Origin of the sequence: Streptomyces sp. RKAG293, from assembly GCF_023701745.1 — a bacterium.
Taxonomy (GTDB): domain Bacteria; phylum Actinomycetota; class Actinomycetes; order Streptomycetales; family Streptomycetaceae; genus Actinacidiphila.
The window spans coordinates 2,784,346-2,806,694 of sequence record NZ_JAJOZB010000001.1 but is presented as its reverse complement, the minus strand read 5'-3'; the positions used below and the strand labels follow the sequence as shown (position 1 = coordinate 2,806,694).

Below are 22,349 nucleotides of genomic sequence, written 5' to 3'. Positions count from 1 at the left end.
GGATCAGCCTCCCTGGACGGCGGTGAGGACCTCGACGCGGTCGCCGTCGGCGAGTGCGGTGGTGGTCCAGCGGCTGCGGGGGACGACGGTCTCGTTGAGAGCGGCGGCGACGCCCGAGGGGGCGGCGGTCAGGGAGGCGACGAGCCGGTCGAGGGTCAGGCCCTCGGTGATCTCGCGGGCCTCACCGTTGACGGAGACGGTCATGCGGGCTGCTCCTGAAGCGTGAAGCGTGCGGGGGAGAAGGGCCGGGCCGACTCGGGCACCGAACCCGTCGTGAGCAGCTCGGCCATGATGTCGCCGGTCACCGGGGTCAGCAGCACACCGTTGCGGTGGTGGCCGGTGGCCAGCAGCAGACCGGGCAGCGCGCTGCGGCCGAGCAGCGGGGCGTTGTCGGGGGAGCCGGGGCGCAGCCCCGCGAGGGTCTCGACCAGCGGCAGTTCGGTGAGCCCCGGCACCAGCTCGTGGGCGTCGCGCAGCAGTTCGTAGACGCCGCCCGCGGTGACCGTGGTGTCCCAGCCGAGTTCCTCGCTGGTCGCGCCCACGACGAGCTCGCCGTTCTCGCGCGGCACGAGATAGACATGGCCGCCGCGCACCACGGCCCGCACCGTGCGGGAGAGGAACGGCGCGTAGCCGGGCGGGATGCGCAGCCGCAGGATCTGCCCCTTGACCGGGCGGACCGGCGGCAGGGCGTGCTCGGGGATGCCCGGCAGAACGCCGCTGCGGCTGCCCGCCGCGAGCACGGTCTGCTCGGCGGCGAGCACGGTGCCGTCGTCCAGCACCGCGCCGGTGGCGTGGTCCCTGACGGTCTCGATCCGGGTCACGGAGTTCCGGTGCAGTGCCACACCCGCGAGTTCGGCCGCGCGCAGCAGCGCGGCGGCCAGCCGGCGCGGATCGACCTGGTGGTCGCCGTCGACGCGCAGGCCGCCCCGCACACCGGGCGCCAGCATCGGCTCCAGCCGGCGGCACTCCCGGCCGGACAGCCACTCGGACCGCAGCCCCAGCGACGTCTGGAAGGTGTGCAGTTCACGCAGGTCGGCGCGGTCGTCGGCGTCCAGGGCGACGGCGAGCGTGCCGCACCGCCGGTAGCCGAGGCCCAGCCCGGTGGCGTCCTCCAGCTCGGCGGCGAAGGACGGATAGCGGCGGGCCGACGCGAGGTTGAGGTCGAGCAGCGTCTGCTCGCCGTACTGCAGCTCGGTGACGGCCGCCAGCATGCCGGCCGCGACGTGTGCGGCGCCGCCGCCCGGCGCCGGGTCGGCGACCGCGGTGCGCAGCCCGCGCTGCGCGGCGCGCCAGGCCGTGACGAGTCCGATGATTCCGCCGCCCACGACCAGGACGTCGTAGCGGTGGCGAGATGGATGCATGAGTGTCCCGCTCCTCCCTTCGCCGGCATGACCCGGATCAGGTTCGTACGGTCGGCGGCCGGTCAGCCGCCCTCTCAGCCCGGTACGTCCGGGCTCCCGCGAGTGCGTTAGCCCCGCCACCCTAGTACGCGGGCCCGAGCAGCGGTAAGGGAGCACGGGGTGGGCGAGAGGGGAGCGCGAGACAGGGGGATCGGATTTCGCACTGGTGGCCTGCCGGTAATCATCGGGGCGTTACGGTGATCGTGTGAGCCAGCCAAGCGCCGAGCGCGCAGTGATCGTCGGGGCCGGGATGGCCGGAGTGCAGACCGCTGTGTCGTTGCGGGAACAGGGGTGGCGCGGCGACATCACGCTGCTCGGCGCCGAACCGCACGCACCGTACGACCGCCCGCCGCTGTCCAAGTCCGTACTCCTCGGCACGGCCGAGGGCTCGCCCTTCGACGTGGACTTCAACGGCCTCGGCGTCGAGTTGCTGCTCGGCCGGCACGTGAGCGCGCTGCGCCCCGAGGAACGGCACGTGGTCACCGACGAGGGAACGGTCCGGTACGACCGGCTGGTGCTCGCCACCGGCGCCCATCCGGTGGCACTGCCCGGCAGCGAGGGCATCCCGGGCGTCTTCATGCTGCGCACCCTGGACGACGCCGCCGAGCTGCGGCCGGTGCTCGACGAGAAGCGCGATGTCGTCGTGGTCGGGGCGGGCTGGATCGGCGCCGAGTTCGCCACGGCGGCCCGCCAGGCGGGCTGCGCGGTGACCGTCGTCGAGGCGGCCGACCGGCCGCTGGCCGGAGTCCTGCCGGGCTCGGTCACCGACCACATGCGCGGCTGGTACGCGGACGCGGGCGCCGAACTGATCACCGGGACCGCGGTCGCGGCCGTCGAACCCGGCGCGGTGCTGCTCGCCGACGGGAGGCGGCTGCGGGCCGGGGCCGTCGTCGTCGGCATCGGCGCCCGGCCGGCCACCGGCTGGCTGGCGGGCTCCGGCGTCGCGCTGGGACCCGACCGCTCGGTGCTGGCGGACGACCGGCTGCGGACCTCCGTCGCCGATGTCTTCGCGGTGGGGGACTGCGCGTCCTTCCCGTCCGGGCGCTTCGGCGAGCGGCTGCTCGTCCACCACTGGGACAACGCGGTCCAGGGGCCGCGCGCCGCCGCCGCCAACGTGCTGGGCGGCGACGAGGTGTACGACCCGGTCCCGTACTTCTGGTCCGAGCAGTTCGGCCGTTTCGTGCAGTACGCGGGGCACCACTCCGCCACCGACACCATGCTGCTGCGCGGCGACCTGACGGGGCCCGCCTGGTCCGTCTGCTGGCTGCGGGACGGGGTGCTCGCGGCGCTGCTCGCCGTCGGCCGCCCGCGCGACCTCGCGCAGGGCCGCAAACTCATCGAACGCGGCGCCCACCTCGACCCGGGCCTCGTCGCCGACCCCGCGGTCCCGCTCAAGACCGCGGTACAGCCCACTCCGGGCAACAGCCCCGCCGGCGTGTAGCGGCCAAAAGCGGGTCTGCGCGGCAATTGTGGTCAAACCGTCAGGCCCGGCGGCGGCGAACCGGTACGCGGGTGCCCGTCGGGGATGGCACGCTTGTCCCGTGACCGAGATCGACGCAAAGATTGATGCCCTCGTACCTTCCTGGCTGAACCTCCCCGAGGTCGCCGAGCGACTGGGTGTGCCCATCACCCGGGTCCGCCCGATGATCAAGGAGAAGCTGTTCCTGGCGATCCGCCGCGGTGAGAACCGGGTCCTGATGGTCCCCGCCGACTTCATCGGCGAGGGAAGCATCGTCAAGGGCCTGCCCGGCCTGCTGACGGTCCTCAAGGACAACGGCTTCAGCGACGAAGAGGCGCTGGAGTGGCTGTTCGCCGCGGACCCGACGCTGCCCGGCACGCCCATCCAGGCGCTGAAGGAGAACCGCGGGACCGAGGTGAAGCGCCGCGCCCAGGCGCTCGCCCTGTAGAGCCGTCCGCCCGGGCCCGTGAGGGCAGCAGGACCCGCCGTACCGAGGGGGAGCGCACCATGACCACGCCGAACACCGTCCGTGGGCGGTTCGCCGACGCCCGGCTGTACCTGTGCACCGACGCCAGGACCGGCCCGGGCGACCTCGCCGCGTTCGCGGACGCGGTGCTGGGCTCGGACGTCGACGTCATCCAGCTGCGCGCCAAGGGGATCGAGGCCCGCGACGAGCTGGACGCGCTCGCGGTCCTGGCCGACGCGTGCCGCCGGCACGGAAAGCTGCTCGCGGTGAACGACCGGGCGGATGTCGCCCACGCGTCGGGCGCGGACGTGCTGCACCTGGGCCAGGGCGACCTGCCGGTATCCGCCGCCCGGGCGATCCTCGGCGAGGACGTGGTCATCGGACGGTCCTGCCACGCGGAGTCCGAGGCGGCGGCCGCCGCCGTGGAGCCCGGCGCGGACTACTTCTGCACCGGACCGGTCTGGCCCACCCCGACCAAGCCCGGCCGGCACGCGCCCGGCCTGGACCTGGTGCGGTACGCGGCCTCGCTGGAGGCAGCCCGGCCCTGGTTCGCGATCGGCGGGATCGACCTGACCAACGTCGAGCAGGTGCTGGAGGCCGGGGCCCGGCGGATCGTCGTCGTCCGGGCGATCACCGAGGCCGACGACCCGGCCGCGGCGGCGGCCGCACTGGCGAAGATCGTCACCTCGTACGACGGCTGAGCGGTCCCCCCGCTGCGCGCCCGCGACCGCCCGGTCACGCTCTGACCGATCGTGATCGGCCACCGGGTGTCCGACAGGCGTCCACCCCGTACCCCGCGCGTCACCAGCGCGTGTCCAAAGGATGGACGAGGGTGGGGCGCAAGCGGATAAATCGCCCGTCCTGGTTACGGGCGGTCGCGAGGCGCGGATACCCTTCGGGTATGGCCCTTGGGACAGCTTCCACCCGGACCGATCACGCGGTCACCATTCGTGAACTTCTCGCGTCCGGCGAGCGGTCGTATTCGTTCGAGTTCGCCGCGCCGAAGACCGAGAAGGGCGAGCGGACGCTCTGGAACGCCATCCGCCGCATCGAGGCGGTAGGGCCGACCTTCGTGTCCGTGACCTATGGGGCCGGCGGATCGTCCCGCGAGGGCACCGTCCGCGCCACCGACCGGATCGTCTCCGACACCACCCTGACCCCGGTCGCGCACCTGACGGCGGTCAACCACTCGATCGCCGAGCTGCGCAACATCATCGGGCAGTACGCCGACGCCGGGATCCGGAACATCCTCGCGGTGCGCGGTGACCCGCCCGGCGACCCGCTCGGCGAATGGGTCAAGCACCCCGAGGGCCTGCTGTACGCCGCCGACCTGGTCCGGCTGATCAAGGAGTCCGGCGACTTCTGCGTCGGCGTCGCGGCGTTCACCGAGATGCACCCGCGCTCCACCGACTGGGAGTCCGACACCCGGAACTTCGTCGACAAGTGCCGCGCCGGGGCCGACTTCGCGATCACCCAGATGTTCTTCGACGCGGACGACTACTTCCGGCTGCGTGACCGGGTGGCCGCCGCAGGCTGCACGACCCCGATCATTCCCGAGGTCATGCCGGTCACCAATGTGCGGCAGATCGAGCGCTTCGCTCAGCTGGGCAACGCGCCTTTCCCGCCGGAGCTGGCGGACCGTATCCTCGCGGTGAAGGACGATCCGGCGGCGGTGCGGGCGATCGGCATCGAGTTCACGACCGAGATGTGCCGGCGCCTGATGGCCGAGGACATCCCCGGACTCCACTTCATTACTCTTAACCACTCCACGGCGTCGCTGGAAATCTACGAGAATCTCGGTCTGCACCAGAGGTCGTGACCGCTCGTAAGGTGAGGAAGTGCGGACATGGGCTACACGCTGCTCTACATCGCGTTCGGCGTGGTCGCGCTGTGGCTGCTCGGTGAGGTGCTGCTGCAGTACAAGGCGCGGCTGCGCTGGCGGCTGCTCGCGTTCGCGGGTTTCCTGGGTGTGGTCGGCGGGGTCTCGCTCCGCAACGCGATCGTCATCGCGGTCGGCGCGATCGCGTTCGGCACCGGCCAGACGTTCGTGACGATGTCCTACCGGCAGGGCTTCTCCACCGGCTGGGCGCTCGGCGGCAGCCCCGGCTCCAGCCGCCGCCGCAAGGGCACCCGCGGTGCGGGCGCCGGGGCGGGCGAACCCGTCCTCGAGGTCAGCCCGGTCGAAGAGGTGGCCGAGGGACCCGAGTTGGCGACGGTCTACCAGGCGATGCCGGTGCTCGACGATACCGGCGAGTACGGGATCTACGACGGCCAGTCGTCCTACACCCCCGACCCGTACACCAGCGGTGGCTACGAGGGCTACGGCGCCCAGGGCTACGAGGGCTGGGGCGGTGGCGGCGAGCAGCAGCCGCAGCCCGCGGCGGCGGACGCCTACGCGTGGGGCGGCCAGCAGGACTACGACCCCGCCTACGCGGCTCCGTACCAGGACCCGGGCCAGCAGCAGTACACCCCGCAGTACGACCACGAGTTCGGCTACGAAACGCCGCCCGGCGGTGTCTGGGTCCCGCAGCAGCAGTCCGCCGAGCCGCAGTACGACCCGCAGCAGCAGGCGTACATCCCGCAGCAGCCCCAGCAACCGCAGTACGAGCAGTCGCAGTACGCGGATCCGTACGACCCCTACCGCTACTAGGACCGCTGTGAGGTCGTGACCGGACCTGGGGCGGGCTAGGGTCTGACAAATGGCGGCGTCCGCCCGGAGGGCGGGGCCCGGGGCGTCTGGTGCGTGTGATCGCAAGGCGGAGGGTCGTCCTCGTACCGGGGTACGTGGATGAGCCCGACAACTGGGGGCACCTCCCAGCGGTAGCTGGGGGAGGGATTTGTCAGACACGGCCTAGCGGCTGCCGCCCGGGCCGCCCGCGATCAGGTCGGCGACGATCGCGCCCGACATGCCGGCGTGCGCCAGGCCGCCGCCGGGGTGGGACCAGCCGCCCACGGAGTACAGCCCGGGGACGGCGGAGCGGTTGGCCGGGTGGAGGTGCAGACCGCCCGCGCCCGCCAGGGCGGGGCCGGGCACCGCGCCGCCCGGGGCGCCGGTCTCCCGCTCGGTGTCGGCGGGGGTGCGCACCGCCCGCCACAACTCCCGCTCGCGCAGACCGGGAACGGCCGCCTCGGCGGCCTTCACCACACGCTCGGCGAAGTCCGCGGCGGCGCCCGGCGCCGTCCAGTCCATCCCGCCGGCCGTCGTCGCCACGGTGACCTGGAGGGTCACCGCCTCGTGCGACGCGTCGGGGACCGTCGACGGGTCGTCGGGACGCAGCACCGTCACGGTCGGGGAGTCGCAGGGCCCGGCGCCGGAGAAGACGGACTCCCACTCCGCGCGGCCGTCCGCCGCGTGCACCACGGTGCGGTGCGCGGTGCCCGCCGGCCGGGATCCGCGCAGCGCCAGGCACACCACGAACCTGCCGGGCATGCTTCCCGCCGCCCGGGGGCCGGACTCGCCGGGCGTGGGCAGCGGTGCCCCCGAGACCACCGTGTCGGCGTCGATCCGCTGCCCGTCGGCGAGGTCGAGACCGCAGGCCCGGCCGTCCGCCGCGGTCCTGACACCGACGACCCCGGCGCCGAAGTGGAACTCGACCTTGCGCGCCAGACACCGCTCGTACACCGCGTCGGCGAGGGCCCGCATACCGCCGCTCACGTACCAGGCGCCGAAGGTCTGCTCCATGTACGGCAGCACGGTGGCGCTCGCCGGGACGGTGCGCGGGTCGAAGCCGTACGCGACGGCGTAGCTCGTCAGCAGGGCGGCCGCCCGCGGGTCGGCCAGCTCGCGTTCCGCGACGGAGGCGAGGGTCGGGGCGCCGCGGCGGAACAGCCCGCGCCGCACGGCGGGGTACGGGTCGCGGCCCAGCGGGGTGGTGTCGGCCGCCAGGGCGTCCTCCAGGAGCGGGCGGCGGGTGGCCTCCCAGACCTCGCGGGCCCGGCCGGTCACCTCGCTCCAGCGCTCGCCGGCGCCCGCGCCGAACGCGCCGTCCAGCGCGCTGATGACGCCGGCGCGGGTGGCGTTGGGCAGCGACACGTCCGTGCCGTCCGGGAAGAGATGGCGGCTCGCCGGATCGACCTGCGTCAGGCCGACGCGGCTCTCCAGCGGCTCCTTGCCGGTCTTGACGAACAGATCGCGGTAGACGGCGGGCAGTTGGAGCAGACCGGGGCCGGTGTCGAAGGTGAAGCCGTCCCTGGCGAACCTTCCGACGGCTCCGCCGTACGTCGCCGAGCGCTCGTAGACCGCCACCCGGTGGCCGCCGACGGCCAGCCGGGCCGCCGTCGCCATTGCCCCCATACCCGCGCCGATTACCGCGATCCGTGCCATGTCAGGGACTGTATCGGGCGGCACCGACAGCGCCGTCCCGCAGGTCGTCTCAGGTCGGCGCGGCCAGCCGCTTCTCCGCGCGCCGGGCCTTCCAGCGGCGCAGGAAGCGGCGGATCCGGGAGAACAGGAAGACGACCGTGATGATGCCGAGCACCAGTAGCGTGCCCGCGATGATCGCGGCGGCGAGCGGGTGGAAGAGCGCGAAGACGATGATCGCGGAGACGCCGAGGTCCTCGGCGAGGCTGAGGACGATGTTGCTGGCCGGTTCCGGCGAGGTGTTGACCGCTATCCGCGTACCGGCCTTGACGAGATGGCTGGCGAGCGCCGTGGAGCCGCCCACCGCGGCGGCGGCCAGCTCCGGCAGCGAGCCGTTCTGCCCGGCGAGCAGCGCCGCGACCACCGCGCCGGCGACCGGGCGGATGACGGTGTGCACCACGTCCCACGCCGAGTCCACGAACGGGATCTTGTCGGCGACCGCCTCGCACAGGAACAGCACCCCGGCCACGATCAGCACATCGGGCCGCTCCAGGGACGCGGGTACCTCGTCGGTGACCCCGGTCGCCCCCATCAGGCCGAGCAGGAACACCACGGCGTAGGCGTTGATCCCGCTCGCCCAGCCGCTGGTGAACACGAGCGGAAGTACCGACATGATCCGGATCGTAGCGAACCGTCCACAGGGGGCGGGGGCGAAACCACGCAGTTATGAGTACCGGTACCTAGACGAAGACTTGAGTAGGAGCGCGGATGGGCGGCGGCCCCCGTTCGGGGGAAGGTAGGGGCAGGGACGGGCGCGGCGCCGGTACCGCCGACACGGGGCGGCGGAGCAGGGGCGGCCCGGACGTAACGGGGGTGTACGGGTAGCGCTGTTCTGGCACGGTCCGAAGGGGGATCGGGACGTGCCAGAACAGCGCTCACTCAGGTCCGCTCAGCCATCCCGATCCCGTCATGTCCGCCGGGAGTCGCCGCTGACCCGGCCCTGCAGCAGCCGGGACAGGGCGGAGTGCACGTCGTCGATGCTGCGGTGCGACTGGAACGCCTGCCAGTCCAGGGCGGCGACCAGCACCATCCCGAAGAGCGCGGACGCGGTGAGCGGGACGTCGATCTCGTCGCTGAGCTCCCCGTTGTCCACCGCCTCGCGCAGCACCTTCTCCACCACCGCGACCGCCTCCCGGCGGACCATCATCAGCGTGTCCTGCCAGGCGCGGTTGGTCCGCCACAACTCGGCGACGTACAGCTGGGTGAAGGACGGGTAGCGGGCGATGAACGCCAGCCCGGCCCGGATCTGCGCGTCCAGCGCGTCGACCCGGGTGCCGCCGCGCGCGGCCACCTCGTCCGCCGCGTCCCGCAGCGAGACGGTGAGCAGCCCGACACCGTGCTGGAGCAGCTGCTCGAACAACTCGTTCTTGCTGGCGAAGTTGTAGTAGACGGTGCCCTTGGCGACGCCGGCCCGCTCGGCGATCTCCTCCACCGTGGTGGCGGAGAAGCCCTGCTCGGCGATGAGTGTGACGGCGGCCTCGTAGAGCTTCTGCCGCGTGGCCTGACGACGTGCGGTGGTCATGGCGTCGATTGTCCCTGCCCGGGGCGGCCCCGTCTCACAGGGTCAGCTCCGGGTGCAGCCGGTCCACGGTCCACACCTGCTTGGCGCGGGCCGTCAGGGTGGTGAGCGCCAGCGCGGCGCCGGTGAAGGCCAGGAGCACCAGGCAGGCCCGCCAGACCGGCCAGAGCCCGCCGCCGGTGATCAGGTGGCGGAGCCCCTCGACGACGTAGCTCATGGGCAGGAACGGGTGGATGGCACCGAAGAAGCCGGGGCTGGTCTGCACCGGATAGGTGCCGCCCGCCGAGGTCAGCTGCAGCATCAGCATCGCCAGGGTGAGCACCCGTCCCGCCGGGCCGAACCGGGCGCCCAGGAACTGGATGATGGCGGCGAAGCAGGCCGCGGCCAGCAGCAGGAAGCCGATCGTGCCGGCGGCGCGGGCCATCTGCAGCCCGACCACCCAGTGCAGCACCGACATCAGCGCCAGCACCTGTGCCACCCCGACCGCGGCCACCGGCAGCCAGCCGGCCAGCGCTATCCGCCAGGACGCGGCCCCGGCGGCGAGCGCCCGGCGGTTCATCGGCTGGAAGAGCATGTAGCCGACCATCGCGCCGACCCACAGGGAGAGCGGGATGAAGTACGGGGCGAGCCCCTCCCCGTAGTTGGACGCCTGGTGCAGGGACTGCGAGGCGAGCTGTACGGGGTCGGCCATCACCGCGGTGCGCGCGTCGCGCTCCTGGGCGTCGTAGTCCGGGATCTTGTCGACGCCCTCGTGCAGACCGGTGGCGAGCTGCCCGCTGCCGGTGGTGAGCTGCGTCAGACCGGTGGTGAGCCGGTTGCTGCCGGTGGCGAGCTGGTACATGCCGCCGCTGAGGGTGTCGGCGCCCTGGGAGAGGGTGCCGATGCCCTTGTCGAGGGTGCGGGCGCCGCCGGCCGCCGTGTGGGCGCCGGAGGCGACCTGGTGGGCCCCGGTGTTGAGCCGGTCGATGTCCTTCACGGCACCGTTGATGTCCGAGGACAGATGCGGTGCGGCGCTGGCGAGTTCCTGGGCGTAGTCGTGCAGCTTGCCGAGGTCGGTGGCGAGCTGGTCGAACGACGCGGGCCCGCTGACCTGCGCGTTGAGCCGCTCGGCCAGTGTCGCGGCCTCGGCCGCCTTGTCGGCGGCGCGCTTCAGCGCGACGCAGTCTCCGGTGGCCGGGGCGGCGGCGCACTGCTTCGTGTACTGCTGCCGTACGAGGTCGGCGGCGGTCCTGGACGCCTTGGCGGCGTCCGGCGCCAGCACGGCGATCGTGTCCAGATGGTCCTTGATCGCCTGCGATCCGTCGGCGACGATCCGGGAGGCCTCGCCGATCTCCCGGGTGTGGGCCTTCACGAACGCGATCTTGTCGGAGGCGCCGTTCACCGCGTCCACGAGCCGCTGGGTACCGGACGCGACCTGGCCCGCGCCGGAGTCGAGCGTGGTGAGACCGGTGGCCAGCTCGCCGCTGCCCTTCCTGGCGTCCTTGAGACCCGCGGCGAGCCGGCCCGCGCCCTGCTCGGCCTTGCGGATGCCGGAGCCGAGCTCCTTGGAGCCCTGCTCGGCGCTGCCGGCGCCGCCGGCCACGTCGGACGCGCCCTGGGCGGCCTGCTGCGTCTTGTCGTGCAGATCGGCGAACGACACGAAGATCCGGTCGTAGAAGCCGCGTGACGCACCGGCCGAGGTGGCGGCCCTGACCTGCGAGAACACACTGCGGGAGATCTGTCCGACGATGTAGTTGTTGGAGTCGTTGGTGCGCACCTGCAGGGCGCCGGTCTCCGGGTGGCTGCCCGAGCTGGACGCGATCCGCTCGCTGAAGTCGGCGGGGATGGTGAGCGTCAGGTAGTACGAGCCGTTCTCCAGGCCCTTCGTGGCGTCGGCGGAGTCCGTCTCCTGCCAGTCGAAGGTGGCCGTGTCGTGCAGCTTGGCGGCGAGTTCGTCGCCCGCCGCGATCTTCTTGCCGCCGGCGGTCGCGCCGCGGTCGGCGTTCACCAGGGCGACGGGGATCTTGTCGAGCCGCCCGTACGGGTCCCAGAAGGACCATAGGTACAGGGCGCCGTAGAGCAGCGGCAGCAGCAGGAGGGCGGCCATGGCCGCCCTCGGCAGCCGGCCCCGGCCGAACTTCTTCAGCTCAAGCGCGGCGAGCTTCGGTGTACGCATCGACGGCCCCCTCTTCGGTCTCTTCGGTCGCATCGGCGGTCAGGTCGGCGGTCGCGTCGGCGGTGGTGCCCTGCGCGGCGGTGCTGGCGGCCCGGGTGGGGACCACGAGCGCGTCCTCCGGCGCCCTGGTGCAGACGCCGAGGACGGTGGTGCCCGCGTCGGCCACCGAGCGCAGCATCGACCAGGCCAGCTCGCGGTCGGTGTCGCCGAGCTTGTGGTCGACGTCGTCGATCCCCAGCACCCGCGGCCGCGGCAGCAGTGCGAGGGCGACGCCCAGCCGCAGTGCCTCCAGCCGTTCCAGATCGCGTACGGCCGTCCGCTCGCCCTTGACCAGCGAGTCCAGCTCGAGTCCCGCGGCCTTCAGAGCCGCCGCCACATCGGCGCGGTCGCGTGCGGCGCGGGAGGCGAACCTGCGCTGCAGCAGCACCCTCTCGCGCAGGTGCTCGGCGACGGTGAGGGCCGGTTCGAGGGCGGAGATGCCGTCGACGGGACCGAGAGCACTGATCCGGCGCACGGCGGGCATGCGCTGGGGGAGCGGGTGTCCGTGGACCTCCGCGTGCCCTTCGGTGGCCTTCATGCGTCCGGTGAGCGCCAGCATCAGGCAGGTGCGGCCGGTGCCCGACGGGCCCTCGACGGCGATCAGCGTGCCGGCGGGCGCGCTGAACGACACATCCCCGAACACCCGCCCACGCGGGCCGCGCAGCCCGTACCCCTCCGCGGTGATCACGAGTCACTCTCCTCTTTTGAACTGACTGGTCAGTACAAAAGATAAGTATGCAGCATCGCGGGGAGGGACCCGCCGTGGGGGGTGGCGAACACCTGTGCTAGGGGCATATCCGCAGGTCAAGGCCGATTGTCAGTGGTGTGCCCCACTATGTGTCGTACGAAGACAGGAGGCTCGTCATGGCTGCTCACGTAAGCGACATCCATCCCGTGCTGCGCCGTGCGGCGGCTCCGCCCGCCGCGCTCGACCTGCTCACCCAGGCCCACCTCGGACTCGACGAGGCGGCCGTCCTGGAAACCCCCAACGAGCGCTACGCCACCGCCCACCTCGCCGCCCTGCGGACCGCGGCGGCGGTGCTGGCCGTGCGGGGCCGTCCCGAGCCGGGCCCCAGACGGCGACAGCGGATACGCAGCGCCTGGGAGGTGCTGCCCGAAGTCGCGCCGGAGCTCAGCGAGTGGAGCGCCATGTTCGAGTACGGCGCCCGCCGCCGGGCCCGCGCAGAAGCCGGCATAGAAGGCGCCGCCACCTGGCGGGACGCGGACGATCTGCTGCGCGCCGCCGGGATGTTCCTGCGCCTGGTGGAACGGATGCTGGTGCTCCAGCCCACCCTGCCCGCGGAACTGCGCGACGGCCTGCCCCCGACCCGGCCCCCGAACCTGCCCCCGGCCCTGCCGCAGCAGAAGGCCAATTGACCGGCCGCCGGGTACCGCACGGATAGAGTGGGGGCGCTCGTTCAAGCCTGTCGTCCGCGAGGAGCCGCCCGCCATGTCCCGTGAAGGAGTGGTGGATCCGATCCGCCCCCGAGCGTCCCTTCGTACCGCTGTGGTCTGGGAGGTCCTGCGCGACGCACTGGAGCGGCAGGCCAAGGCAGGCGGCCGCGACGCCGAAGAGCCGCTGGACGTGCTCGACACCGGGGGCGGCACCGGAAACTTCGCGGTGCCCGTGGCGCGCCTCGGCCACCGGGTCACCGTCGTGGACCCGAGCCCGGACGCGCTCTTCGCGCTGGAGCGCCGGGCCGCCGAGGCCGGGGTGACCGACCGGGTCCGCGGCGTCCAGGGCGACACCCACGGCCTGCTCGACGTCGTCGAGCCCGGCAGCTATGACGTCGTGCTGTGCCACGGCGTCCTGGAGTACGTCGACGACCCGGGCGAGGGCGTGCGCAACGCCGTCGGCGCGCTCCGCCCGGCCGGGGCCCTGAGCCTGCTGGCGGCCGGCCGCGGTGGCGCCGTGCTGGCCCGTGCCATCGCCGGCCACTTCACCGAAGCCCAGCACGCCATAGGGGACCCGGACGGCCGCTGGGGCGACGGGGACTCGCTCCCGCGCCGCTTCACCGCCGAGCAGCTCACCCACCTGGTCTCCGACGCGGGCCTGCGGGTCGGCGCGGTGCACGGCGTCCGGGTCTTCGCCGACCTGGTCCCGGGAGTGCTGGTGGACACCGAGCCGGGCGCCCTGGAAGCGCTGCTCAAGCTGGAACTGGCCGCCGCGGAGCAGCCCGCGTTCCACTCGATCGCCACTCAACTGCACGTGCTCGCCGACCGCGGCTGACCCGGCCACCGGCCACAGCACCAGGAGTAGTCGGTCACAGGCCGCCCGGTCAGCCGTTCAGGACCGTATGCTGGCATGACGTAACGGCGGACGGGGAATGAAGCCCCCGTCGGATTGGCGTAGTGGGGCGGGTTTCACGGGGGCGAATCCCTGCCTATCCTTGAATAAGGGTCGGACCGGTCGCCCCCGCGACCGACGAGTAGGAGGACTCCGTGCCGCTCTCGGAGCACGAGCAGCGCATGCTCGAGCAGATGGAGCGAGCGCTGTACGCCGAAGATCCCAAGTTCGCGTCGGCGCTTGAGGGAAGCGGGCTGCGCACCTATACCCGGCGGCGCGTCTACCAAGCGGTAGCGGGCTTCCTGGTGGGTATCGCGCTGCTGATGGCTGGAATGATCAAGCAGCAGCCCTGGATCAGTGTGGTCGGTTTCCTCGTCATGCTGGCTTGTGCCGTGCTCGCGGTCACGGGCTGGCGGAAGGCCGGCAAACCCGGTGAGCAGCAGCCCGCCGCAACCACCGGCCGAGGCCACCCCCGTCGCAGGGGCAAGGTCATGGACCGGATCGAAGAACGCTGGCAGCGCCGCAGGGACGGGCAGGACAGCTAGGGCCTGCCCGGCCGCCGCCCAGGCAGAGGGTTCTCAACAGTTTCCCGACGTACGACGAGGGGCGCGGAACCGGAAACCGGATCCGCGCCCCTCGTCATGCCCCGTCTAGGACGCCTGCCGTGAAGGGCGCCGGACCGCGTCGGCGGCCCGCCGGACGGCCGCGGACCAGCGCCGCGTCAGCACCGACCACTGCTCCGACAGCCGCCAGATCACCCGTGCGGCCGAACGCGGCAGGAGAACCGCGCGCAGCCGTCCACGCCGCCCGGCCGTCCGGTGCAGCCCGGCCCGTACCTGGTGCACATCCGCCGCGAGCCCGGCCACCGGCCGTGGCCTGGGCGAGTACAGCACCTGCTCCACGGCCGCCGCGACCTGTCCGGCGGCCCGCGCCGCCGCCTCGTCGAGCTCACCCTCCCGCACCAGCCGGGCGGTGGCCCGGCGCGGTGTCTCGGAGTCGTCGGGCAGGATCCCGTAGTCCCACGCGGTGTCGACGAGCTCCCGCCAGGCCGCGAGCGTCCTGGCGCCCTCCGCCAGGCCGTGACCGCCGCCGAGCCGCCGGGACCGCTCACGGCGGCGCCACAGCAGCGGCAGCAGGGGCACACCGAGCACCACCAGCGCCAGCAGGGCGAGGCCCGCCAGCCGGCCGGCGCTGATCCCGGTGTCGGTCGGTCCGCTGCCCGTGTCCTGGCCGACCGGGGTGCAGTCGCCCAGCGCCTTGTCCTTGACCGAGCAGCTCGCCGAGGCCGAGGCGCCGACGCTCGGTGCCGCCGATTTGCCGGGCTCCGGGACGACCGGACCGCCGCCGGGGCTCGTCGGCTGGTCCACCGTGTAGCTGGGGGCGGTGCCGCGGGACGGCGTGGGCTCGAAACGGGTCCAGCCGACACCCTCGAAGTACAGCTCGGGCCAGGCGTGCGCGTCCTGCAGTCCGACCGACACGCTGCCGTCGGACCGCGGCCCGTTGCCCGGCGCGAAGCCGACCGCGACCCGGGCCGGGATGTGCAGGGTGCGGGCCATCGCCGCCATGGTGAAGGCGAAGTGGACGCAGAACCCCTGCTTGTCCCGGAGGAAGTTGGCGATCGCGTCGACCCCGGTGCCCGACCGGACCTGCGTGCTGTACCGGAAGTCCCCGGAGTGGAAGTACTTCTGCAGGGCCACGGCCTGCTCGTACGGGTTCGCCGCACCGCGCGTCACCTCCAGCGCGGTCCTGCTCACCACCTCCGGCAGGGTGTCCGGGATCTGGGTGTACTCCTGCTTGAACGCGGCCGCCGGATCGGGTGCCGTGGCCAGCTGCGCCGCCGTCGGCTGCACCAGCAGGCTTTTGACCTTGTACTTCACGCCCTTGGTCGTCTGCTTGCGGTCACCGACGACCGTGCGCCCCTCCTTGTCGAACCGCCAGCGACCGTCGACCGTCAGCTTCTCGACGGGATAGGGGAGCGGCAGCCAGCTCTGCGCGTAGTCACCGTCGGCGGCGACCGAGGTGACGACCTCGGTGGTCTTCACCTCGGGGCCCAGCCCGGCCGGCGCCGGGAACACCTCGGGGATCGCGGTCACCGGGCGTTCCGAGGAACGCCACTGCGTGCCGTCGAACTTGTCGAGCGCGACGATGCGCAGATACATGTCCGTCGTGCTGGGCGCGTTCGTGCGATACGTCAGGACCTCGCGGTTGGTCGGCTGGTTGAGGCTGTCCTGCAGCGCCACCACCGGGTTGACCGACGAGGAGTTGGCACCGCCGAAGCCGGGGCCCGTGCCGGTGCCCGACGGGTCGAGCAGCCCGCTGCCCAGCGAGGGCAGCACGGCGGGGGCGATCAGCGCGATGCCCAGGGCCATCGCCCCGATCCGGCGGCCGGTGCGGACCGGTGCCACGACCGAGCCCTCGGACCGGGTCCCCGAAGCACCCGCCCAGCCGGTGGACGGCGGGCCGCCGCCGAAGACCCGGCCCCAGCGCGACAGCCGGTCCCGGCCCTCGGCGAGGAGCAGCAGCAGATAGCCGGCCGCCGCGATCAGGAACCACAGCCAGCGGCTGCCGCTGCCCGCGAGACCGGAGGCGACGGAGTACAGCGCGAGCAGCGGCAGCCCGGCGGGGGCGGCGCTGCCGTACGTCACCGCCAGCGCGTCCACGGCCAGCGCGATCACCAGCACACCGGCGACCAGCAGCAGCCGGATGCCGGGGGTCACGGGCGCGGGGATGGCGAACTGGCTGACGTCCCGCAGGCCGTCGCTGAGCCGGTCGCCGAGCCCCACGAACGCCTTGGGGCCGGGCAGGATGCCGCCCACGGCCTGCTTCGAGACGAACATCATGGTCAGTATCAGCAGGCTGACCAGGGCCTGCGCCAGGACGGTCAGCGGCCTGGCCAGCGGTACCCGCCGGGCCAGCGCGCCGACGCAGGACTGGAGCGTGACGAGGAAGGCCGCCTGGAGGATCCAGCCGGTCGGGGTGGCCAGCGGCAGCAGGGAGCAGGCCGCCATGATCGACGCCGCCGCGGCGCAGACCGTCAGCCGTGCGCGTCCGCTCATGAGCTCGCTCCCGCCTCTTCACGCGAGCGGTACCGGTCCGCCAGCTGCCACAGCGAGGGCAGTCCCTCGCCCGGCGGCACCGGCAGGACCGTCCAGCCGGCCTCGCGCAGCATCCGTACGGCCCGCCGGGCACCGGCGTCCACAGCCGTGCCCGGACCGTCCTCGCCGTCGGCGGCGGAGGCGGTGGGGCCGGCTCCGGGCGGCGGTGTGTCGGGGTACGGGTCCACGGCGTCGCGGGACGCCCATGCCGAACTGTCCAGGACGAACGCCACCGCGCCGCCGGCCCGCTGGCGCATCCGTCCCACGATCGTCGCCTGCTCCTCGTCGAGGTCCCCGAGGAAGGCCACCAGCAGTCCCTCGCTGCCGGCCCGCAGCACGTCGTGGGCCCGGGAGAAGCCGCCGCCGTCCGAGTGCTCGACCACCGCGAGGGTGTCGAGCAGCACTCCGGCGGTGTCGGAGGAGTCGCCGCCGAAGCCGCCCTCGGGACCCGGGACGCTGCTGCCGGTGTCGGTCAGCAGCCGCACCGAGTAGCCGCGCTCCAGCATGTGCGTCGAGACCGAGGCCGCTCCGGACACCGCCCATTCGAAGGCGGAGTCGGGTCCCGCGCCGTAGAAGGCGAGCCGCCGGGTGTCCACCAGCACGGTGCAGCGCGCCTTGTGCGGCTGCTCCTCGCGGCGCACCATCAGCTCGCCGTACTTCGCGGTGGAGCGCCAGTGCACCCGCCGCAGATCGTCGCCGTGCCGGTAGCCGCGCGGGATCGCGTCGTCCTCGCCGGCCAGCGACAGCGAGCGGGTGCGGCTGTCGCCGTAGCCGGACGCCTCGCCCGCGAGCCGGACCGCGGGCAGCGGCTCCACCCGGGGCACCACGGTCAGGGTGTCGAACGCGCTGAACGACCGGGTCAGCTCGCACATGCCGAAGGGGTCCGTCAGCCGCAGCTGCAGCGGCCCCAGCGGATAGCGCCCGCGCAGGTCGGAGCGGACCCGGTAGGAGACCTCGCGGTGACCGCCCGGCTCCACCCGGTCCAGCACGAAGCGCGGCCGCGGCCCGAGCACGTACGGCACCCGGTCCTGCAGCATCAGCAGCCCGGTGGGGATGCGGGAGACGTTGTCGACCCGCAGGTGCACCCGCGCCTCGGACATCGCGGGCACCCGCGACGGCGCGAGCCGCCGGCTGCCCGCCACCCGGTAGCGGGTGCGGTACAGGACCGCGACGCAGACCAGCGGCAGCACCGCCAGCAGCAGCCCGACCCGCAGCAGGTCCGGCTGCCCCAGCACATACGCGCAGACGGCCGCCGCGACCCCGGCCGCGAAGAAGGACCGTCCGCGCGTGGTCAGCCCCGACAGCGCCGTACGGAAACCTCCCGCGGCCTGCGGGTCGGCGGACATCACAAGCCCCGGACGCCGGGCGGCTGGGCGCTCTGCGCCTGACGCCATTGCTGTGCGGACGCCGCCGTGGCCGGGGAGGCGGACGGGTCCGGGACGGGTGTGCGCTGCAGGATCTCCGCGACGACCTGCTCGGGCGTCCGCCGGTTCAGCTGGGCCTGCGCGGTCGGCAGCAGCCGGTGCGCCAGGACCGCGGGGGCGAGCGTCTGCACGTCGTCCGGCAGGACGAAGTCCCGGCCGTCCAGCGCCGCCGAGGCGCGGGCCGCCCGCACCAGGTGCAGGGTCGCGCGCGGCGAGGCGCCGAGCCGCAGGTCGGGGTGGTGGCGGGTGGCACCGACCAGGGCGACGGCGTAGCGCCGCACGGGGTCCGACACATGCACCGTCCGCACCGCTTCGATCAGCTTCACGATCTCCTGGGCGTGCGCCACCGGCTGCAGATCGTCCAGCGGCGGCGTACCGCCGTGCACGTCGAGCATCTGCAGTTCGGCCTCCGGGCTCGGGTAGCCGATCGACACCCGGGCCATGAAGCGGTCGCGCTGCGCCTCGGGCAGCGGATAGGTGCCCTCCATCTCCACCGGGTTCTGGGTGGCGATGACCATGAACGGGTTGGGCAGCTCGTACGTGGTGCCGTCGACGGTGACCTGCCGCTCCTCCATCGACTCCAGCAGCGCCGACTGGGTCTTCGGCGAGGCCCGGTTGATCTCGTCCCCCACCACGATCTGCGCGAAGATCGCCCCCGGCTTGAACTCGAAGTCCCGCCGCTGCTGGTCGAAGACGCTCACTCCGGTGATGTCGGAGGGCAGCAGGTCGGGCGTGAACTGGATCCGCCGCACCGAGCAGTCGATGGACCGCGCGAGCGCCTTGGCCAGCATCGTCTTCCCGACCCCCGGCACATCCTCGATCAGGAGGTGCCCCTCGGCCAGCATCACGGTCAGCGAAAGCCGTACGACCTCGGGCTTGCCCTCGATCACGTTCTCCACCGACCGGCGCACCCGCTCCGCCGTCGTGGTCAGATCGCTGAGGCTGGCTCGCGCGTCATAGGTCGTCACCCGGTTCTCCTCGGCCTGTTCATTGGGGCGCGGCCATCCACGGACCGGCCCCTCCCCGAATGCGGTGCACCACGCGCCCCTGACGGGCGAGGGGGTGCCGCACGATGCATTGTTCCCTTGAACAGCGCCCCGCGTCACTCGCCTGCCGTTACTTGGCCGTGATTTCCCGCATCAGACCGGTGTGGACGTCGAACACAAAACCGCGTACATCGTCCGTGTACGCCAGGAACGGGGACGTTCGCACCCGCGCCATCGACTGGCGTACGTCCTGGTCGATGTCGGTGAACGCCTCGACCGACCAGGTCGGACGCTGGCCGACCTCGTGCTCCAGTTCGGTCCTGAAGTCCTCGGTGATGCTCTGCAGGCCGCAGCCGGTGTGGTGGATCAGGACCACCGAGCGGGTGCCGAGAGCCCGCTGGCTGATGGTCAGCGAGCGGATGGTGTCATCGGTGACCACACCGCCCGCGTTGCGGATGGTGTGGCAGTCGCCGAGGTCGAGGCCGAGTGCGGCGTGCAGGTCGAGGCGGGCGTCCATGCACGCGACGACGGCGACGCCCAGGACCGGCCGGGCGTCCATGCCGGGGTCGTGGAAGGCGACGGCGTAGCGCTCGTTGGCACCCACGAGCCGGTCGATGACGGAGGCGGGCTCGGCGATGGGCTCGGAGCCGGGTCCGGATGGCTGCGCTGCGGATATCGACATGTGAATGACGTTAGAGGGCGCGGACCGGTCCCACCTGCTGTAGGGGCGGGAAAAAGTCGGTCAATTGCCCGCTGTGTGAGGTAACCCACAGGCGCCGGGGCCCTCACCCCTGGGGGTGAGGCGCGCGGGCCGTGGCGTGCGTTGACCGTGGGGCTTAGTGGAGTAAAGTGGCGCGAAATGGGGTCCCGCCGCAGGTAGGGGCAGGTCCCGTTCTTGACAGGGGTCCCGGTTGCCGGACGGGGATCCCGTCCGGATACCGACAGGGCCCCGGCGGGGCCCGGCTGCGGGAGGTGTGGTGTTCCTCGGAACGTACGCGCCGCGACTCGACGACAAGAGCCGCCTCGTCCTGCCCGCGAAGTTCCGGGAGCAGCTCGCCCAGGGCCTGGTGATCACCAAGGGCCAGGAGCGCTGCCTGTACGTATGGCCGCTGCGCGGATTCCAGGCCGTCACCGAGGAACTGCGCCGGGCGCCCCTGACGTCCAAGCCCGCGAGGGACTACATGCGGGTGCTGTTCGCCGGAGCCACCGACGAGGTGCCCGACAAGCAGGGCCGGATCACCGTCCCGCAGCCGCTGCGGGAGTACGCCGGGCTGGACCGCGACTGTGCGGTCATCGGCGCCAACACCCGGGTCGAGGTGTGGTCCGCCCAGGCCTGGGACCGCTACCTGGCGGCGCAGGAAGACACCTTTTCGGCCCTGTCCGAGGAGGTTCCGACCGGATTACTGTGACCCCGGCCCCTCCTCGCGGCGTCACCACGGTGTACGTATGGCCCGGCCTCCTCCCGCTCTCCGGCTCCACTGGCACTACTTCCCCGGCGCCAGAGGGCCACTTCCCTCCCGAGCGGGCGGGGACCAGGCCATATGTCGAAGCAGTCGAAGAAGTCGCAGTCGAAGAAGTCGAAGAACCGAGAAGGGTCCCATGAGCGCCGTCCCCGCCCCGCAGTCCGAGCCGCATGGCGCCCCCGCGGACCCCACCACCGAGCCCGCCGCCACCACGGAGGGTGCTGAGCCCACCGGGGCCGCCCCCGCGAAGCACGTGCCGGTGATGCTGCGCCGCTGCCTGGACCTGCTGGCTCCCGCGCTGGCCGAACCGGGCGCCGTGGTCGTGGACGCGACGCTGGGACTCGGCGGCCACAGCGAGGCGCTGCTGACCACGTTCCCGTCGGCCCGGCTGGTCGCCATCGACCGCGACCCCGCCGCGCTCAAGCTCTCCGCCGAGCGCCTGGCGCCGTTCGGCGACCGGGCCACGCTGGTGCACGCGGTCTACGACGAGCTGGCGGACGTCCTGGCCCGGCTCGGCATCCCCAGGGTCCAGGGCGTGCTGTTCGACCTCGGCGTCTCGTCCATGCAGCTGGACGAGGCGGACCGCGGCTTCGCCTACGCGCAGGACGCCCCGCTCGACATGCGGATGGACCAGACGACCGGCATCGGTGCCGCCGAGGTGCTCAACACCTATCCGCCGGGCGACCTGGTGCGGATCCTGCGCACCTACGGCGAGGAGAAGTACGCCCGCAAGATCGTCGACGCGGTCGTCAAGCAGCGGGTGAAGGAACCGTTCACCAACAGCGCGCGGCTGGTCGACCTCATCCGCGAGGTGCTCCCGCAGGCGGCCAAGCGCACCGGCGGCAACCCCGCCAAGCGCACCTTCCAGGCGCTGCGCATCGAGGTCAACGCCGAGCTCGCGGCGGTCGAGGGCGCGATCCCCGCGGCGATCGGCGCCCTCGCGGTCGGCGGCCGGATCGCCGTGCTGTCGTACCAGTCGCTGGAGGACCGCATCGTCAAGCAGGCGTTCGCGGCGGGCGCGGCCAACACCGCGCCGCCCGGCCTGCCCGTGGTGCCCGAGCAGTACCAGCCCCGGCTGAAGCTGCTCACCCGCGGCGCGGAACTGCCGACCGAGGAGGAGATCGCGGAGAACAAGCGCGCCGCCCCGGCCCGGCTGCGCGGCGCGGAACGGATCCGCGAGGAGGCCCTGTGAGGGCGGCCCGGTCGGCCACGGCGGCCCGCGCGCCGTTCGTGCTGCTGGTGGTGGCGCTGCTGGCCGGCGGCCTCATCTCGCTGCTCCTGCTGAACGGGGCCGTGAACCAGGACTCCTTCGAGCTGAACCGGCTGCAGAGGGACACCACCACGTACACCGACGAGGAGCAGGCGCTCCAGCAGGACGTGGACCGGTACAAGGCGCCCGACGCGCTCGACCGCCGCGCCCGTGAGCTGGGCATGGTGCCCGGCGGCAACCCCGCCTTCCTGAACCCGGACGGCACGGTGCGCGGCGACCCCACCGAGGCCGAGGCCGCGCCGACCGCGGCACCCGTCCGCACCCAGGCGCCGCCGACCACGGCCCCCACGACGAACGCCCCCACCACGAACGCCCCCACCACGAACGGCACCTCCACCACGAAGCCGTCCGGCGGCGGGTCCCCGCGGACCCCCCACGGCTCCCAGACTTCCCAGACCACGGGCAGGTGACCTCGTGACCAGTCCC

Annotated in this window: 22 protein-coding genes and 1 riboswitch; of the genes, 11 read left to right on the top strand and 11 right to left on the bottom strand. The window is 72.9% G+C overall.

Going from position 1 to position 22,349, the window contains the following annotated elements:
• Positions 1–3: 3 nt before the first annotated feature.
• Together thiS and thiO are read right to left on the bottom strand one after the other, a co-directional pair.
• Positions 4–204, bottom strand: a complete 201-nt coding sequence (gene thiS / locus LNW72_RS12385; protein ID WP_138356164.1) for a sulfur carrier protein ThiS — start codon at positions 202–204, stop codon at positions 4–6.
• Positions 201–1,361 (bottom strand): glycine oxidase ThiO, encoded by a 1,161-nt coding sequence (thiO, locus tag LNW72_RS12380; RefSeq protein ID WP_250975448.1) that lies wholly within the window; start codon positions 1,359–1,361, stop codon positions 201–203. The genes thiS and thiO overlap by 4 nt, the downstream gene beginning before the upstream one ends.
• A riboswitch (TPP riboswitch) is annotated at positions 1,358–1,471 on the bottom strand. It overlaps the preceding gene by 4 nt.
• Before the next feature lie 179 nt (positions 1,472–1,650).
• Here thiO and LNW72_RS12375 point away from each other — a divergent pair.
• The 5 genes from LNW72_RS12375 to LNW72_RS12355 all read left to right on the top strand — a co-directional run bounded on the left by LNW72_RS12375 (position 1,651) and on the right by LNW72_RS12355 (position 5,975).
• Positions 1,651–2,841 (top strand): FAD-dependent oxidoreductase, encoded by a 1,191-nt coding sequence (locus LNW72_RS12375; protein WP_250980127.1) that lies wholly within the window; start codon positions 1,651–1,653, stop codon positions 2,839–2,841.
• Positions 2,842–2,941: 100 nt separating this feature from the next.
• Entirely contained in the window at positions 2,942–3,307 is a 366-nt protein-coding gene (locus LNW72_RS12370) for an Rv2175c family DNA-binding protein (RefSeq protein WP_250975447.1), read from the top strand.
• 59 nt (positions 3,308–3,366) lie between these two features.
• Complete coding sequence (gene thiE, locus LNW72_RS12365) at positions 3,367–4,026, top strand: thiamine phosphate synthase (protein ID WP_250975446.1); 660 nt, start codon at positions 3,367–3,369, stop codon at positions 4,024–4,026.
• A gap of 200 nt (positions 4,027–4,226) precedes the next feature.
• Entirely contained in the window at positions 4,227–5,144 is a 918-nt protein-coding gene (gene metF, locus LNW72_RS12360; RefSeq protein WP_250975445.1) for a methylenetetrahydrofolate reductase [NAD(P)H], read from the top strand.
• A gap of 27 nt (positions 5,145–5,171) precedes the next feature.
• Entirely contained in the window at positions 5,172–5,975 is an 804-nt protein-coding gene (locus LNW72_RS12355; protein WP_250975444.1) for a hypothetical protein, read from the top strand.
• 201 nt (positions 5,976–6,176) lie between these two features.
• Here LNW72_RS12355 and LNW72_RS12350 read toward each other — a convergent pair whose 3' ends face one another.
• The 5 genes from LNW72_RS12350 to LNW72_RS12330 all read right to left on the bottom strand — a co-directional run bounded on the left by LNW72_RS12350 (position 6,177) and on the right by LNW72_RS12330 (position 12,086).
• Positions 6,177–7,649, bottom strand: coding sequence for an NAD(P)/FAD-dependent oxidoreductase (locus tag LNW72_RS12350; protein ID WP_250975443.1), 1,473 nt, complete (start codon positions 7,647–7,649; stop codon positions 6,177–6,179).
• Positions 7,650–7,698: 49 nt separating this feature from the next.
• A complete protein-coding gene (locus tag LNW72_RS12345) occupies positions 7,699–8,298 on the bottom strand; it encodes a DUF4126 domain-containing protein (protein WP_250975442.1) in 600 nt (199 codons plus the stop codon).
• Positions 8,299–8,592: 294 nt separating this feature from the next.
• Entirely contained in the window at positions 8,593–9,207 is a 615-nt protein-coding gene (locus LNW72_RS12340) for a TetR family transcriptional regulator (RefSeq protein ID WP_285369529.1), read from the bottom strand.
• 34 nt (positions 9,208–9,241) lie between these two features.
• Positions 9,242–11,359 (bottom strand): YhgE/Pip domain-containing protein, encoded by a 2,118-nt coding sequence (locus LNW72_RS12335; protein ID WP_250975441.1) that lies wholly within the window; start codon positions 11,357–11,359, stop codon positions 9,242–9,244.
• Positions 11,331–12,086, bottom strand: a complete 756-nt coding sequence (locus tag LNW72_RS12330; protein WP_250975440.1) for an ATP-binding cassette domain-containing protein — start codon at positions 12,084–12,086, stop codon at positions 11,331–11,333. The genes LNW72_RS12335 and LNW72_RS12330 overlap by 29 nt, the downstream gene beginning before the upstream one ends.
• A gap of 176 nt (positions 12,087–12,262) precedes the next feature.
• Here LNW72_RS12330 and LNW72_RS12325 point away from each other — a divergent pair, with 176 nt between their 5' ends.
• From LNW72_RS12325 to LNW72_RS12315, 3 genes are all read left to right on the top strand, one after another.
• Positions 12,263–12,775 (top strand): SAV_6107 family HEPN domain-containing protein, encoded by a 513-nt coding sequence (locus tag LNW72_RS12325; protein WP_250975439.1) that lies wholly within the window; start codon positions 12,263–12,265, stop codon positions 12,773–12,775.
• Positions 12,776–12,863: 88 nt separating this feature from the next.
• A complete protein-coding gene (locus LNW72_RS12320; protein ID WP_250980125.1) occupies positions 12,864–13,628 on the top strand; it encodes a methyltransferase in 765 nt (254 codons plus the stop codon).
• Positions 13,629–13,840: 212 nt separating this feature from the next.
• Complete coding sequence (locus LNW72_RS12315; protein WP_250975438.1) at positions 13,841–14,230, top strand: DUF3040 domain-containing protein; 390 nt, start codon at positions 13,841–13,843, stop codon at positions 14,228–14,230.
• A 105-nt stretch (positions 14,231–14,335) separates the two neighbouring features.
• Here the strand turns inward: LNW72_RS12315 and LNW72_RS12310 are convergent, their stop codons facing one another.
• From LNW72_RS12310 to LNW72_RS12295, 4 genes are all read right to left on the bottom strand, one after another.
• Positions 14,336–16,741, bottom strand: a complete 2,406-nt coding sequence (locus LNW72_RS12310) for a DUF3488 and transglutaminase-like domain-containing protein (protein WP_250975437.1) — start codon at positions 16,739–16,741, stop codon at positions 14,336–14,338.
• Positions 16,738–18,174 carry a DUF58 domain-containing protein gene (locus LNW72_RS12305; RefSeq protein WP_374117225.1) on the bottom strand — a complete coding sequence of 479 codons (1,437 nt, stop codon included), beginning with the start codon at positions 18,172–18,174 and terminating at the stop codon, positions 16,738–16,740. Before LNW72_RS12305 ends, LNW72_RS12310 begins: the two co-directional genes overlap by 4 nt.
• Complete coding sequence (locus LNW72_RS12300; RefSeq protein WP_250975435.1) at positions 18,126–19,172, bottom strand: MoxR family ATPase; 1,047 nt, start codon at positions 19,170–19,172, stop codon at positions 18,126–18,128. Before LNW72_RS12300 ends, LNW72_RS12305 begins: the two co-directional genes overlap by 49 nt.
• 148 nt (positions 19,173–19,320) lie before the next feature.
• Positions 19,321–19,872 (bottom strand): carbonic anhydrase, encoded by a 552-nt coding sequence (locus LNW72_RS12295; RefSeq protein WP_250975434.1) that lies wholly within the window; start codon positions 19,870–19,872, stop codon positions 19,321–19,323.
• A 295-nt stretch (positions 19,873–20,167) separates the two neighbouring features.
• Between LNW72_RS12295 and mraZ the strand changes: the two genes are divergently transcribed.
• The 3 genes from mraZ (at position 20,168) to LNW72_RS12280 (ending at position 22,333) form a co-directional block, all read left to right on the top strand.
• Entirely contained in the window at positions 20,168–20,599 is a 432-nt protein-coding gene (gene mraZ / locus LNW72_RS12290; RefSeq protein WP_138356148.1) for a division/cell wall cluster transcriptional repressor MraZ, read from the top strand.
• 316 nt (positions 20,600–20,915) lie between these two features.
• The gene (gene rsmH, locus LNW72_RS12285; protein ID WP_250980124.1) at positions 20,916–21,845 is read left to right on the top strand and encodes a 16S rRNA (cytosine(1402)-N(4))-methyltransferase RsmH; all 930 of its coding nucleotides are present in this window, start codon (positions 20,916–20,918) and stop codon (positions 21,843–21,845) included.
• A complete protein-coding gene (locus LNW72_RS12280) occupies positions 21,842–22,333 on the top strand; it encodes a hypothetical protein (protein ID WP_250975433.1) in 492 nt (163 codons plus the stop codon). Before rsmH ends, LNW72_RS12280 begins: the two co-directional genes overlap by 4 nt.
• Positions 22,334–22,349 lie beyond the last annotated feature (16 nt).

Excerpts from the sequence above, each read along its gene's own strand:
- LNW72_RS12325 (WP_250975439.1), top strand. The coding sequence starts at position 12,263 with ATGGCTGCTCACGTAAGCGACATCCATCCCGTGCTGCGCCGTGCGGCG.
- LNW72_RS12355 (WP_250975444.1), top strand. The coding sequence starts at position 5,172 with ATGGGCTACACGCTGCTCTACATCGCGTTCGGCGTGGTCGCGCTGTGG.
- LNW72_RS12305 (WP_374117225.1), bottom strand. The coding sequence starts at position 18,174 with ATGGCGTCAGGCGCAGAGCGCCCAGCCGCCCGGCGTCCGGGGCTTGTG.
- thiE (WP_250975446.1), top strand. The coding sequence starts at position 3,367 with ATGACCACGCCGAACACCGTCCGTGGGCGGTTCGCCGACGCCCGGCTG.
- LNW72_RS12340 (WP_285369529.1), bottom strand. The coding sequence starts at position 9,207 with ATGACCACCGCACGTCGTCAGGCCACGCGGCAGAAGCTCTACGAGGCC.
- LNW72_RS12335 (WP_250975441.1), bottom strand. The coding sequence starts at position 11,359 with ATGCGTACACCGAAGCTCGCCGCGCTTGAGCTGAAGAAGTTCGGCCGG.
- thiS (WP_138356164.1), bottom strand. The coding sequence starts at position 204 with ATGACCGTCTCCGTCAACGGTGAGGCCCGCGAGATCACCGAGGGCCTG.
- LNW72_RS12375 (WP_250980127.1), top strand. The coding sequence starts at position 1,651 with ATGGCCGGAGTGCAGACCGCTGTGTCGTTGCGGGAACAGGGGTGGCGC.
- LNW72_RS12310 (WP_250975437.1), bottom strand. The coding sequence starts at position 16,741 with ATGAGCGGACGCGCACGGCTGACGGTCTGCGCCGCGGCGGCGTCGATC.
- thiO (WP_250975448.1), bottom strand. The coding sequence starts at position 1,361 with ATGCATCCATCTCGCCACCGCTACGACGTCCTGGTCGTGGGCGGCGGA.
- LNW72_RS12295 (WP_250975434.1), bottom strand. The coding sequence starts at position 19,872 with ATGTCGATATCCGCAGCGCAGCCATCCGGACCCGGCTCCGAGCCCATC.
- metF (WP_250975445.1), top strand. The coding sequence starts at position 4,227 with ATGGCCCTTGGGACAGCTTCCACCCGGACCGATCACGCGGTCACCATT.
- LNW72_RS12345 (WP_250975442.1), bottom strand. The coding sequence starts at position 8,298 with ATGTCGGTACTTCCGCTCGTGTTCACCAGCGGCTGGGCGAGCGGGATC.
- rsmH (WP_250980124.1), top strand. The coding sequence starts at position 20,916 with ATGCTGCGCCGCTGCCTGGACCTGCTGGCTCCCGCGCTGGCCGAACCG.
- LNW72_RS12350 (WP_250975443.1), bottom strand. The coding sequence starts at position 7,649 with ATGGCACGGATCGCGGTAATCGGCGCGGGTATGGGGGCAATGGCGACG.